This is a genomic window from Paenibacillus psychroresistens, from assembly GCF_009728935.1.
Taxonomy (GTDB): domain Bacteria; phylum Bacillota; class Bacilli; order Paenibacillales; family NBRC-103111; genus Paenibacillus_AC; species Paenibacillus_AC psychroresistens.
Map to the genome: position 1 here is coordinate 5,243,335 of NZ_CP034235.1, position 12,920 is coordinate 5,256,254.

General features: G+C 39.4%; 16 protein-coding genes and 3 pseudogenes. 4 read left to right on the top strand and 15 right to left on the bottom strand.

All coding sequences use genetic code 11. The features are described from left to right. Positions 1 to 131: 131 nt before the first annotated feature. Genes EHS13_RS24055 through EHS13_RS24070 form a run of 4 tightly spaced genes read right to left on the bottom strand, consistent with a single transcriptional unit; the run spans position 132 to position 2,382 of the window. On the bottom strand, positions 132 to 992 hold the full coding sequence (locus EHS13_RS24055; RefSeq protein ID WP_155702824.1) for a GerAB/ArcD/ProY family transporter: 861 nt from the start codon (positions 990 to 992) through the stop codon (positions 132 to 134). Next, positions 989 to 1,252: a GerAB/ArcD/ProY family transporter gene (locus EHS13_RS37595; RefSeq protein WP_405083592.1), complete on the bottom strand. Its 264-nt coding sequence runs from the start codon at positions 1,250 to 1,252 to the stop codon at positions 989 to 991. Before EHS13_RS37595 ends, EHS13_RS24055 begins: the two co-directional genes overlap by 4 nt. Positions 1,253 to 1,269: 17 nt before the next feature. Beyond that, entirely contained in the window at positions 1,270 to 2,073 is an 804-nt protein-coding gene (locus EHS13_RS24065; RefSeq protein ID WP_452446431.1) for a Ger(x)C family spore germination protein, read from the bottom strand. A 6-nt stretch (positions 2,074 to 2,079) separates the two neighbouring features. Beyond that, complete coding sequence (locus EHS13_RS24070; RefSeq protein ID WP_155702827.1) at positions 2,080 to 2,382, bottom strand: Ger(x)C family spore germination protein; 303 nt, start codon at positions 2,380 to 2,382, stop codon at positions 2,080 to 2,082. A 136-nt stretch (positions 2,383 to 2,518) separates the two neighbouring features. Here EHS13_RS24070 and EHS13_RS24075 point away from each other — a divergent pair. Beyond that, positions 2,519 to 2,914: pseudogene (locus EHS13_RS24075) on the top strand (IS66 family transposase); the annotation flags it as partial. Positions 2,915 to 3,136: 222 nt separating this feature from the next. On the opposite strand, the gene EHS13_RS24080 reads toward EHS13_RS24075, so the two are convergent. Further along, positions 3,137 to 4,936, bottom strand: a complete 1,800-nt coding sequence (locus EHS13_RS24080) for a hypothetical protein (protein WP_155702828.1) — start codon at positions 4,934 to 4,936, stop codon at positions 3,137 to 3,139. Positions 4,937 to 5,186: 250 nt separating this feature from the next. On the opposite strand from EHS13_RS24080, the pseudogene EHS13_RS24085 reads away from it, so the two are divergent. Next, positions 5,187 to 5,533 (top strand): annotated as a pseudogene (locus EHS13_RS24085) (IS110 family transposase); the annotation flags it as partial. Here the strand turns inward: EHS13_RS24085 and EHS13_RS24090 are convergent. From EHS13_RS24090 to EHS13_RS24100, 4 genes and pseudogenes are all read right to left on the bottom strand, one after another. Further along, a complete protein-coding gene (locus tag EHS13_RS24090; RefSeq protein ID WP_227013505.1) occupies positions 5,533 to 6,003 on the bottom strand; it encodes an NUDIX domain-containing protein in 471 nt (156 codons plus the stop codon). The pseudogene EHS13_RS24085 and the gene EHS13_RS24090 overlap by 1 nt on opposite strands. A gap of 379 nt (positions 6,004 to 6,382) precedes the next feature. After that, positions 6,383 to 6,658 (bottom strand): transposase, encoded by a 276-nt coding sequence (locus EHS13_RS37600; protein WP_405083593.1) that lies wholly within the window; start codon positions 6,656 to 6,658, stop codon positions 6,383 to 6,385. 4 nt (positions 6,659 to 6,662) lie between these two features. Beyond that, positions 6,663 to 6,893, bottom strand: a pseudogene (locus tag EHS13_RS37605) (transposase); the annotation flags it as partial. Between the two features lie 309 nt (positions 6,894 to 7,202). Continuing rightward, positions 7,203 to 7,571 carry a nuclear transport factor 2 family protein gene (locus tag EHS13_RS24100; protein ID WP_155702830.1) on the bottom strand — a complete coding sequence of 123 codons (369 nt, stop codon included), beginning with the start codon at positions 7,569 to 7,571 and terminating at the stop codon, positions 7,203 to 7,205. Between the two features lie 141 nt (positions 7,572 to 7,712). Here EHS13_RS24100 and EHS13_RS24105 point away from each other — a divergent pair, with 141 nt between their 5' ends. Then, complete coding sequence (locus EHS13_RS24105; RefSeq protein ID WP_155702831.1) at positions 7,713 to 8,027, top strand: ArsR/SmtB family transcription factor; 315 nt, start codon at positions 7,713 to 7,715, stop codon at positions 8,025 to 8,027. Between the two features lie 17 nt (positions 8,028 to 8,044). Here EHS13_RS24105 and EHS13_RS24110 read toward each other — a convergent pair whose 3' ends face one another. Both EHS13_RS24110 and EHS13_RS24115 read right to left on the bottom strand, forming a co-directional pair. Continuing rightward, positions 8,045 to 8,203, bottom strand: coding sequence for a hypothetical protein (locus tag EHS13_RS24110; RefSeq protein ID WP_155702832.1), 159 nt, complete (start codon positions 8,201 to 8,203; stop codon positions 8,045 to 8,047). Positions 8,204 to 8,737: 534 nt separating this feature from the next. Next, a complete protein-coding gene (locus tag EHS13_RS24115; protein WP_155702833.1) occupies positions 8,738 to 9,334 on the bottom strand; it encodes a dihydrofolate reductase family protein in 597 nt (198 codons plus the stop codon). 313 nt (positions 9,335 to 9,647) lie between these two features. Here EHS13_RS24115 and EHS13_RS24120 point away from each other — a divergent pair, with 313 nt between their 5' ends. Continuing rightward, complete coding sequence (locus tag EHS13_RS24120) at positions 9,648 to 9,953, top strand: hypothetical protein (RefSeq protein ID WP_155702834.1); 306 nt, start codon at positions 9,648 to 9,650, stop codon at positions 9,951 to 9,953. 278 nt (positions 9,954 to 10,231) lie between these two features. Here EHS13_RS24120 and EHS13_RS24125 read toward each other — a convergent pair whose 3' ends face one another. From EHS13_RS24125 to EHS13_RS24140, 4 genes are all read right to left on the bottom strand, one after another. Beyond that, complete coding sequence (locus tag EHS13_RS24125; protein ID WP_155702835.1) at positions 10,232 to 10,726, bottom strand: DinB family protein; 495 nt, start codon at positions 10,724 to 10,726, stop codon at positions 10,232 to 10,234. A 124-nt stretch (positions 10,727 to 10,850) separates the two neighbouring features. Continuing rightward, entirely contained in the window at positions 10,851 to 11,615 is a 765-nt protein-coding gene (locus tag EHS13_RS24130; protein WP_227013506.1) for a phosphorylase family protein, read from the bottom strand. A 210-nt stretch (positions 11,616 to 11,825) separates the two neighbouring features. Continuing rightward, complete coding sequence (locus EHS13_RS24135; RefSeq protein WP_155702837.1) at positions 11,826 to 12,242, bottom strand: HIT family protein; 417 nt, start codon at positions 12,240 to 12,242, stop codon at positions 11,826 to 11,828. A 176-nt stretch (positions 12,243 to 12,418) separates the two neighbouring features. Next, on the bottom strand, positions 12,419 to 12,853 hold the full coding sequence (locus tag EHS13_RS24140; RefSeq protein ID WP_155702838.1) for a hypothetical protein: 435 nt from the start codon (positions 12,851 to 12,853) through the stop codon (positions 12,419 to 12,421). Positions 12,854 to 12,920: the final 67 nt, after the last annotated feature.

Here is a 12,920-nt window from a genome sequence, read left to right on the forward strand (position 1 = left end):
CTAATACTTTATAATTCAGACTAATAATTGATTTTTAAAGAAAAAAGCAAACCCTTGTATTTGCTGTCTTCTTGCACTTCAAAATTTATTTGTCATCCAACATCCAAATTGAGTGGCGTTTCGGCACATGTTCATGGCTTTAATGCCCCATTCGATTTCAATGACTTTTTTCGTAATTGTATCCAGAAGTAAAGAATGGGCACATAAAGGTAAAGAAAATAAAAACCGGCTGTCGCGTAAATTTGAATAAATGATAGTAAACGATCGTAATCTTTGATGAGAATGGAACTTATAAAAAAGATCAGGAGGTAAATCAGCAGACTAAGATGCTGTTTGATGTTTAAGCTTCTTTTCACCATCCTGCAAGCCATCCACAAACCGAATGTGATATTTGCTGCAACTGAGATTAAAAAAATAGAGATAACCAAGTATTCAATGCGTTGAAAGAAAGGGATTTGAAACACTTGAAAGATGTGGAGAGTTGGGAAAATAAGCTCCTTTAGCTGGCCTTCACTGAAGAACATGAAAGTTATTAGCGTGATAACTACATACACGAATGTGCCTGTAAGCAAGGCGAAATGCGCCCATTTCTGCGATTTAGCAGGCGTATGAAGAAATGGATACACCACGAATATCGATTCAATTCCCAAATACTGCAGAACCATGCTTTTGGAGGATAACAGTATCTCCCCAACAGAGTGGCTCCATACCGGAGCTAAGTACAAAGGATGTAAGTAAGAATAAAACATGAATAGCAACGGAAGTGTACAAAGAATAGATGCCCACACCCCCCAAAAACTCAATCCACATACGGAACGAAGACCGCCTATTACGGTATAGTAGATAAGGATTACTAAAATAAGGCTAACAGGCCATATCGGTAAGACAGGGAAAAGCCATACTTGCACGACACTTAGATAGCTTCTAAACATGATCATTGCCCCAAGAAGGAAATATAGATGAACGATGAAATCAAAGATTTTCCCAACTATCGGACCAAGGCAGAGAGCCTATTTATGGTGACTAAGTCTGCTTTCTCGTTGCCTGCGGCGTATAAAATCTTATAGATCATCCATACAATTAAATGAAGACTTATCCCCGTTAAACCAACAGATATCCATGAGTCCACTCCTGCATGATTTAGTAGATTCCTTTGGAACCACAGAAGACCTACATCGACGACGGATATGTACAACAGAAAAAAGAATAGAAACGGTGAGAGTTGATATCGTTTTGAAACCTCGCCTTGCATCGGTGTCACGTCCTTACCTAATATTTACTCTCTCTATAACCGATCTGAACAAGATCAATCTTAACATGGACCCTAGCTTCAACCGGAAATCCTTCCGATAACTTTGTACGGGTTTGATGCATGACAAATTCCTGAAGACCAACTGGGTCCATGTCCTTATCATGAAAACGGGAAAGCAACATTTGAATGTCATGTTCAAGATGGGCAGCGGTTTTTTCTTTGATTTGTGGAATTAGGGAAGATGTAAGGTATTCGGCATGCTGAGGAATGTCTTTAATTTTTACTAAAATTGAAATATGAATCTCCACAGATGGTTGAGGATAGCTTCTTATTAATTGAAACCGAACCTTTGATTTGATGATGTTAAACGGAGTTAGCACATTTTTATCTTCTTCGATTAAAGCTGGTACCGAGAAATTCCCGTTTTTCGCATTCTCCAACATTAGCTTGAGAAGAAGGGAATCGTTCAAATCCAGATGAAACATGTAGTTTTCATTTTTAAATAAGGCGAGCCAGTCCACCATGAGTTCAGATCCTTCCTTTGCCAGATGGGGCAAGATCACGTCGCGTCCCTTTGCATAGAAACTAAATAGTGTACGCTGCAAATCAAGTTTTGGGATATTCCCATTGGCCATATTTTGCTCAATCATGTCGGACAGCAAGTAGGCATCCTTTAATTCTTTAGCGGCAAGAAGCAGTTCCGAAGCGCTGTCGTTAGCTACTGCCAATTGCATGTGAGTGGAGATTCTCGTCTCACGACATAGTGTATCCATGAGCTGACCAATTCCTTGCCGTGCATAATTCTTACCAAAGACAATAATGCCTAACTATCCATATTCAATGGGACTTTTGGTTTTACTGTTCAATTTATTGAATACATCATATACAGAATTAGTTTTGATTTCTAGAAAGGTGGCACCGATTACATTTTTCTTAGTGTAATCCCCCATAAGCGTGCTGCCTCTAATATTTTTGCCATCAACATCATACCCTAAGGTTTGAACCAACATTACTTTGTTGACAATTTTCGTATCCTCACATGCGGACAATGAGAAAGTAATGGCTAGGATAAATGATGTTTTAAGAAAACTTAGTACTTTTTTAAGCATCATTGTAATTTTAATCTTCACCCCATTCCTTCTTAGAGGGTTGAATTGGTTTTGGTCGGTATCGGATTTGAGATAACGGGCGCAAATATCCTATCCTCTTATTCATTAATTGATAGGGAAATCGGATAATAATGTCTCTAAGATCCTTTGGTCTAAAAGGATACAAAGATCTCGCGTTTTACCCAAGAGTAAACTCGGGGAGGCAATTATTTATTGCCAAAACCAATGGGAGAAGCTCGAGACTTTCATGAATGACGGTCGCTTAGAGATCGATAACAACCGAAGCGAACGCTCGATTAAGCCCTTTGTCATCGGTCGAAAAAACTGGATGTTCAGCAATACGCCTCGCGGTGCAAAGGCAAGTGCCATGATCTATAGTATGATCGAAACGGCTAAAGAGAATGGATTAAATCCAATGATCTACCTGACTTATCTATTTGAGAAACTCCCCAATTTAGAAGACCCAAAAGACACGAAAGCTTTAGATATGCTATTGCCCTGGTCACAGACTTTGCCTCTGACCTGTCGTGTATTCAATAAGAAAACCACTTAGTCCCCGTCCTTTGTACTTGTGCAAGGTGGGGGCTGTTTTACGCTTACATCAATACCTTGTTGAAGAGTAATAACCCTTCTTTCCGATAACGGGCAGTTTTACGAGCATCGCCTAATCCCACATGTTACTGGTTTACTACAATAAAAGCAGACGATCGCTTTGACCCGCAGCTTTATGAGTTTAACTAGCAAACGTTTTCGTATAGTCATCAGTGATCAAACACTATTCTGAACGGTAAATAGCATTCCGGTCTTGATAGAGAACATACGGATGATCACCTGGGATGGTGATCTTGTGCCATGTATTGCGGTTAAAATCGTACTCGAAATAATCTTTCAGAACGTCTAGGGACTCCGAATAACGGGCAGCAAGCAATATTGAACCGAACTGGTGCACGTTGCCCGGTGCTTTTGCGATGGCACGGGGATTTTGCGTCGGCTTGCCAATGTTCCAACGGGTATAGGATATTCCGCTTAAAGAGCCTGGGACTTCCGATTGTTTCAGTATTACGTTATCCCCACTTACCATAAACAGCTCGCCTAGCACTTCGTAGCGGTGTCCGCGGTGGTCCTCGAAAACGGTAAATATCTGATCGTCTTTCCAGTCTGAGTAGAGAATGCCTTTTGATTGAACGCGCAGCATATTGATTCCTAAGTAAGGGACTTCCTTCCGATAGGGGTAACCTGTCAAGACTGGTGCGGACAGGTTCGTCGATTCCCAGCTATCCAATTTATAGGTTTCTGTACCGGTAGCCGTGTATGAGGTAACGATGCGAAGCTTATGATCAGCTTTGTCGTATGCAACTTCTTGGATCTGTGTCTCTTCGGTGGCGGTTTCAAAGAGAGTCTCCTTCTGCAACGAATCTGTATGATAAAGATAGACATGCAGCCGATCCCAATACAGAAAAATGTGCCTATTCACCCAAAATCCGGACATCCCACGATCGTCATTCGATTCCGTAATGATAACCGGATCTAGATCTTTTCGCTCAAGTACGAAAGCATACTGAATTGCTGCCCCTTCGTTGATAGCGGCGTAAAGATCAATGAGGCCGATATATTGCGACGGGTCGACCGAAGGCAATATAAAGTCGTAGAAGCGGTCTCGCACCGAGAACCCGATTTCGCGACCATCCGGGAACGAACGCCACTTGCGATCGGGAACGATTTTCAGCATGGAGTTTGGAGTTTGGGTACGGTCGATGTAGGTTCCTTGTTCGGAAAAGATTTGATCCATTCCCACCTGAAGCAAAACGTTCAAGTCAGACTGAAGCGGAACGTGAAGCTCACGGTTTCCTTTCCATAAGGCTTGTACGGGATTCTCAAGGCCATAAATGGAGATGTTGCTGTTGGCGATATCAACGGGCTCCGAAAAACCGAATACAACCTCCTTCTCCCCTTGGCTGAGAAGCAACAATTCTGATCCTCCGATGATTGGATTTTTCAATCTGAAGTACGGTAAAGTAAGCTGATCCGTATCCGCACGATACGTCAATGACCGGTCCGAGCGGACTAGCTTGATCGGAGGAAGGTCACCAAGCATAAGTGTGACGATATCTCCTTTGATCCGCAGGTCGATATATTCACGCATCCAATCCGCTGAGGGAAATTCGTCCTTCATTTCGCGTGCGACAGCAGCGTCTCCACTCACTCGAATAGCCGACTTCAATTCCTCGTAACGTTTTGATTGCTTGCGTGGCACTTGGACGATCACTTGCACATGATCCTCTAAAAATGCGTATGTACGTGTCTGCTTTAAAGAATGAATGTCTTGATAATAGGCAATGCCGTAAGAGGTTTGAACATTCGGTTGAAAGATCGTCACTTCGGAAAGCATGCCGGTTAACTCTCGCAGAGTCTCGTCTTTCTTCGGAGAAGGGGTTGAAGTGGCGAGCGAAACGGAATCGCCGACTTTTAAAATTGAAGCGTCCTCGTTTAAATCCTTGTCACAGCCCGTAAGTAGACAAAGAGTGGCTAGCACAGATATTAGAAATCGAAGGTAACTAAAGTATGCTTTTGGCATTGTGCACCTCAGTCAATAAGTAATGGAAAACCATTCCTCTAATTAGACCTTGCATTGCCGTAAAAGGTTGCGGACTGGTGGGCAAATAATGAGTCTGTAACGAGATCGCTATTCTCCACCCTCAACTACACTGCCCGTTCGTAATATAAGGTTAGCCAGATATCTAAACTGTACCCTTTTTCATTTGGTCTTATTATTACGGTAGTCGGGGTAGATATCGACAACTATTTTATTAAGGAGTGAGAATCGTATAAATCCAGTCATTGGTCTGGATGTAGTTAAAGGTGAAAGTCAGATTCAGACATTTTTGGATAAGTGTAAGCCTTATCGTATTGTTCAATTTTTGGAGGAAAATCAATATGTATATATTATAGTCAATCCATTTATCTCTCACCGAGCAAAAGTTCGAGCTTACGGAAAGTTAAAACCGATGCTATTGATGCCTATCATTTATGTGAACTTTATTATAAAGAAGAACTGGAGCCTTACAAAAAAATGGGGATCCAACTCTTAAACCTTCGCAATCTAACAAGACTGCAAAAAAGTATTTCGGGAATATACGCACAGATCAAATTACAGCTTCATTCCGTGTTAGATCATCCAATATTATCTTCATCTAATTCGTAGTTTAACGTACTTTCCCACCATACTGATTCGTCACCACTAACAAACTTTGGAATAAGTTTTTGGAAAGGATAGGGTTGTAAATTGTGTTTTTTAAGTTCATTTACAGACACCCAATAAAATTCTATATGAGACTCACGAGATGTCGGAGATTTTAACACATCCATTTCAGGTACTTTCACTTTGAAAGCTTGGTTAATTTCACAATGTAATTCCTTATCTTTTTCCCACTTATGCTCCACCAAGCCTAAGTATCCTTCTATGTAACAAGACAAACCAATTTCTTCTTCTATTTCCCGTTTTAATGCTTCTGGCGCACTTTCACCAAATTCAATATGACCTCCAGGAAAAAAAGTATTTTTATGACCTATTGCATGAGCCAGCAAAATCTTATCATTATTGATAATAATACCCCTTGCCAAATGATGAAAATTTGAACCCATTTTTTTCACTCCATTAATTACGAAATTTAATATTAATTCCATTTATAGCTGAACTATCCTGCCCGTTACTTCAATTGAAAAGAGGAGTTGCTGCATAGAAAACTCCTACGTTATAGTTATCCGTTAGTTAAATAAAAACCTTATTTTTTACTCCAAATATTTTTAAAAAGGTCCGTTACAGTTAGATCGGGTCTGTCAAATCTTTTGTGTAAACTCTTTTAATAAGACTTCTCCCCGAGGGGAGAAAAATTTCATTTTACATAATGCCCAACTCGTTCTGGAAAGAAAATGGAGAACTGAAGTAGCATTTGACTCCAATTTTGAACGCGTCCTGTCCACTTGCGCATAACATCCATCGTAGCCAGATAGAGCATTTTAATCAAGGCTTCGTCCGTCGCCAGGATTTAACGATATGCGGATACTTGTCGCCCCAGGTCTTCTCAAATAAGTCCAACTCTACTAAGGCTGCAGCTTCATTCGCTGCTTTGTAGATTGGTTTTAAGTCCGTCGTTACCTGCTTGAGGTCTTTGTAGGATACAAAACGAATCGAGTTTCGAATCTGATGAACGATGCATTTTTGGACTTCTGTTTGGGGATAACAGGCTTCAATCGCCTGCGTGATCCCGTTTAAATTGTCTACACAGATGATCAGGATATTGGTGCTTTTTTACGACAACCGGATCAAACTCACCTTGCCGATCGCGAGGGACTTCAATCTCTTGCTCACCATACTCACTTCTGATCGTCTTCTTACTTTTTCCGTTGCGACTATTGGTTGTAAGCTTATCTTTTGTTTCATGCTTGCTATAGCCAAGTTGGGTATCCATTTCAGCCACTAACATTTCCTGAATGGTTTCTGCAAAAAGCTCTTTCAGTGCATTCTGTGCATCCATTGCCGACACTAGCTTGTTCTCTTTAATAAATTGTCGAAGCTGTTCTTTTGTCAATAATCCCATGTGTGCTCCCCAACCTTTCTGTTACTTTCATTTTAACAGATTTGAGAGTTTACACATTTTATTTTACAGACTCGAGTAAGGCGGTTTTTATGGCGCATATATGGATTTAATTAAAACAGCAACAACCCCTTGGGGCTGCTGCTGTTTTAATAATGCACTCGGCTTTGTATATCTAATATAGATTGCAATATCGTTGCGTATTTATTCCAGCTCACCGTGTATTTTCGTCTTATTTATTTCTCTCTATTCATACTTTTTAAAAGCATTTTTGTCAGCTTGAACATTTTCTAAATATATAATTTTCCCATCATCATTTAATTCAGCTATATCTATTCCTGTTTTAGCATAAACGTTACCATCCTTGCTTTTCCCACAAACAGCCCAATTTGTTTCATAAGTACCGTTTTCTTTTAGTTCCCATTTCTCCCACATATGTTTAACGTCAATGTTATTTTCATAATATGCGTTAATAAAGCCTTCAAATCCGACTTTTTTAAATCCATTCAGAACAATTTCTGCATCAGGTGTAAATAAATCTAATAGTTGTTCCTTTGCCTTATGATCAGAACGTGAATCATCGAATAAGCGGAAGTAATCATCTAGTATTTGCATATATATGCTCCTTCTTAGTGTTTTATAGTTCGAATAATTTCGAACTGAAATAAATTTATCATAAACAAAAGCAATATGCAATGTTAGTTCGAAAAAATTCGAACATTGAATTGTATAGTAGTAAATGATAGACTTATAAGCATGAGAAAATTAAATCAACCCGAGGCTTCTGAAATGAATTTAACAACTATACTAAAAGCTTTAAGTGACCCATATCGTTTGAAAATTGTATTTTGTTTAGCCCAAACTGGAGAAAAAAACTGCTCTGCTTTTCAAGGGGATACAATTTCAAAATCTACTTTATCACATCATGTAAAATTATTAAGGGAAGCCGGGGTCCTTCAATTACGTATTGATGGAAAACAACACTTTTATTCAATTCGTTGGGATGGCTTGAACGAATATTTTCCTGGTCTGCTTCAATTAATCCTGCAAACAGAGGAAGTGCGAATTTAAAACTTAGTGTATTGTAATTAATTGCGCGTGTTTATTACTTCTAGTTTGGTTCCATTCTTAACAGAAAATACCCTTTCAATTATAATCACAGATTGACCACGTGTCGTCGTATTGTCCAGTCCAAGCGTACCCGTATCATCCATACCCGTTATTAAGCCTGCTCTGGTTATCCCCATTACTACTGCTCCAAAACACTGGTGATCCTATTCGAATGACAAGTGCCGAAAAAATGAGAAGATGATCGGGGAAAAGCCTGATAGGTCAAGGGATTGTCGGTGCTGTCGGAGGGGCTGCCTGAGTGGATAGAAATAAAAAGAGCCGAGCGGAATCCGGATTGGATACCTGGGATTCGGTCGGTTCTTGGGTAGACTTTATAGGCTTTGTGCAAACTTTAGAAGCGATTCACAGTTATTCCAGCTATAATTGCTACACCGGTTTGACCGATTTTCCAGTAAAGATCTTTATTTGCCAGTAAAGATCTCTATTGAATATTATCAAGACCTAAACTTAAAAAATCAAATAAAATAAAGGGTTCTACATATTATCCATGACTTATATGTGAAACCCTTTGTGTTTAACTATCGTATACTTTAGTTAAGCAGCAGGTTTTGTTAAAAATGGATTATTTAATACTTCACCTTGAAGATTCATGAACAATCAGCTAAGACATGGACGTCGGAGTTGGTTCCTTTCCTGTACTACACAAATATTCATAAACTTCCGATTGTAATTGCACCTGCGCGCTCGTAATTCACAACAATAACGCCATTTGGGGTAACTTTGCTTTCCATTACCTTGAATGCCGCCGGGATCGTGCCTCCAGCAAACAACCGCTTTCCACTGCCCAATGTTATAGGATATATCATCAGCCAGAACACATCAATCAAATCACGCTTCATAAGCGTTTGAATGAGATCACCACTTCCCCATACATGCAAATCCGGTCCTTGCTGTTGCTTGATTTGGGTGATTTTTTCCGCAATATCTCCACATAAAAACACGGACGGCTGCCACTCACCAGATGTCATGGTATTCGAGGCCACGTACTTGGTCGCCTTGATGGCCCCCGGCCATACGTCAGCATGCTGCGGCCAGTACGGTGCCCAAATTTCATAGGTTTTACGCCCTAACAACAGGTCGAAGGGCATATTCATCTGCTTGCTCAGGAGCGTTCCAAGGATCTCGTCGGAATATGGCGCTTCCCACCCGCCATACGCGAAGCCGCCGCTGTTATCTTCATCTGGCCCGCCTGGGGCTTGTATGACACCATCAAGGGAAACATGTTCAAGTACAATAATTTTTCTCATGATTGTGTTCCTCCAACAGCTGAATTGGCCTGAACGGTTACTCTTGTTTTTTGATTACTTGTTTCCATTTTGAATGACCTCACTCCGATTATAGTTTTTTTCCTCTTTTATTTAGACGAAATCTGATCGCAAGATTCAACGGTTATTAAGCAGATTTTGTCGCTGCTCGGCACATATTGAGTAGCAAGCTCTTCGCTATCGTACACGTTAGTTCAGTAAACGCCATTTTATTACATTTGAATATTGTTGGATAATTTATTGAAATTTGTAAAACCTTACCTAAGGAAGATAAAATTCTTTTCGGAGGTATAAGATGTATCGAAAAATTATATGTTCGTTGTTACTGGGCTGTGCTTTGCTTATGGGAATGACAATGGGAAGTGTCAATGTCTATGCAACAGATAATAATCAATTGTTTCACGTTCCAACTTCGGAAACATCAGAACTATGGTCTGTGACGCTTGGAGAACCCATTTTAGATAGACCAAACATGGCAAAACCAATACCAAATGTTGCTGACGTGTACAGCTTAACCATTAAGAAAAAGGAAGAAAAAGCATACAATGTAAGAGTTGAAGCTTATAGAAGTGAGCCTAATTCGCAAACAAAGTTAAATTAGCTTTACACACACTTACTCCTAGCTGGCAAAACGGAAAAGAATTGACGATTCATAAAAACCTCCCCATTTCCGTTAAAGCAGATGAACTTGAAGTTGTTGTATACTGGGAATCAGAGGAAGACCAAAACATGATCGTTCAAGGTAAGAAAGTAGCGAGAACATGGAAACAATCCTTTATATTTAAACCAAATAAGAATCAATAACCAATATCCCCCTGCATTTCGCAAGGGGGATTATTTTTTCAAGTCGTGAGATTCATTATTAGGCAAAACTGCCCGTTACGATCGATATTTCTGAACTTGCTTTTTCAATAACATCATCTGCCCAATATGGTATGCATTATGGATACACAAATTTGATATCACACCCCACCACTGAGCATTGAAGTAGGACGGAATTCTTTTTTCCAGTTTAGAATCATCACAGTTCGTAATAACTTCTCGCCAGTGTACAAATCCATTACTTAACCTCCGAATGGTCTCATTCCAACTTGCTTCATTCTGCTTCCGGTGATCCAATTCAAAAGTTTCATCGTTAGTTGTATTACTTTTTTCATACAAATCATCATTAATAAACCGATTTAGCCACATTTCATTCCAGAAAATGAGATGATGTGCAATCTCACAGATGGAATGCGGATAGTTTTCTGCTTTCCAGACTGCATCATTTACAGATACATCATTTAAAATCGTTTTAGATGGTTTAAACCAACTTTCATCATCATGACAAGCGGCTAATTGATCAAGTAGTACTTCCTTCACACTAGTCAGCATTTCCACCTCCAAAGTTATAACGTACTGCAACCAATTGTTTGCACTCCCGATAAGCTATCATACCCATTAACGAGGGATCAAAAGGCTGCTTAAGCAACCGAATTACGTTATCGTATTCGTTAGTTTAGGGTGAAATTTTTAATTCACTTAAATGTAAGGCTACATCTCTGATTTTTACGTCGGTTTCCGATTCAATTACTTCTCTCTCCGTAGTGTACGAATAAAGAGTATCTCCTTGTATTAAATGGTCTGACAAATTTAACAAGGAGATTGCTCTTTTGCCGAATTTTTTTGCGATGGACAGAGTTGTAGCCGTTTCCATGTCAACGCCTACGTGCTGATTTTCTGCCCACTCCATGATGAGTTCACTTGTTTCAATTAACATTGCACTTGTAGACACGACTGAACCAATCACATAATTATATTTCATCTTTTTACAATACTCGATAGCGGCGTTTACCAAGTGTTCATCGGATTTAATTCTATCTTGATTTGGTAAGTACCAATGTGATACACCATCTTTCATCTCTGCTGCAGTAACAATCAATATATCTCCGTATTTAACTATATGAGATAGTCCTCCGAAGTAACCTGTTTGAATAAAGACATCTGTACCTACCGATGCAAATTGATGAGTCATCGTTGCGGCAATAGGGCTACCAAAAACATTTGCAAATCCAAGTTGAATGTTATTATACTTTCCAATCACTGTATTCCATTTTGGTAACACAGTATCCGTTGCAAGAATTTGTTTCCAAATTGATAAGTTTTCATCGTGATTCCATTCACCATGAAGAATAAAGCTTTTGGGGACATCTTTATCTTCAATACCAATTGCTTTAAGCCAATCTTGCTTTGTAAAGTCTCCATATAATTTCAAAATATACACCCCATTTATTCCGTGTTAGCTTAAATAATACATCTCTGTAATTCAGCATAACTACCCTTTAGCTCAACGAGGCTGCCGTTTTATGCCGGCAGCCTCGTTCAGGTGATAGTTATGTTATAGTACTCATTAGTTGAATAACCTCTTTGTAGAAAGTCGGAAGGGTGAACTGAATCGTGGTCTATAGCTTATATTCTTTTAATTAATTTTCAGTCAGGATTCATTTAAAACCTTAATGATTTTTTCCTTAGTTTGTGGCAACCGTTTTTCAGCACCATGTGGATGTAACGGTTCACTCCAGGAAAAACCATCGCCTTCATATCTTGGAATGAGATGCATGTGGTAATGCGTCAAATCATTGAATTTCCCACCATCTTGACAAACTCTAATACCATCGGGTTTAAACAAGCGTTTTAAGACAGTTGAAAGCATTTTAGAGGTATCCATGATGCTATAAGCAGTCTCTTGGTCGATTTCATCAACATCCCAATAATGCTTTTTAGGAAGAATAAGAATATGACCTTCATTAAACGGAGCAATATCAAGTACACATGTAATAAGTTCGTTCTCATAAATGATATTCAGATTAGGTTCAATTCCATTTGCAATCCTACATCCCAAGCATTCCATATACGCTTCACTCCGTTTTTAGCTTAGCCAGCTCCATCAAATCACGCGTTGCAAATCGTTCGAGTTGGCAGCCTTTGGTGTTGTTATGAATGTTTATTCGACTACTCTGTTAAACTCTCCTGCCTGTTGAGTGTTGTGCTATAGTCAACCGTTAGTTGATTGATTGAGTATAGAGTTCAATAACTATGTTTGGTTATCTTCATAGGATTGCCTATAATCTTAATTTTTCGCTCATGATATTTAACATTCCATGATTCCTCATCGGTGGGATCAGAAACAAATGTTTTTATAGATAAACCATCATCCAACTCGATTGTTATATCATTGCTTCCTGACTCGATAGTTACACAGCGAATCCTTTTCAAAGCCATACTTCCCAATTTGTGCGAGATAGCTTCATGCTCCATTGTATCCTCGGTCTGAGCCTGCCTTGAGCCTGTTATGACCTCTTTAGCGTTTCTAAAATGCCATGTTGGTTCTAACCACACGCTGGCACCAGAATCCTTCTCGCCTGGTTGACAATTTAAATAAATAATTAATGAATTGCCAGCGAGTCTTAAAAATGATACCTGCATGTTCTCAAGGCTCTTTATTTCATTTAATCCCTCCATACATTCCCTCTCTTTGCGTTTTTGGTGTTACCGTATAGTTCGATAGCATTCTTGAAGTATCCTGCCA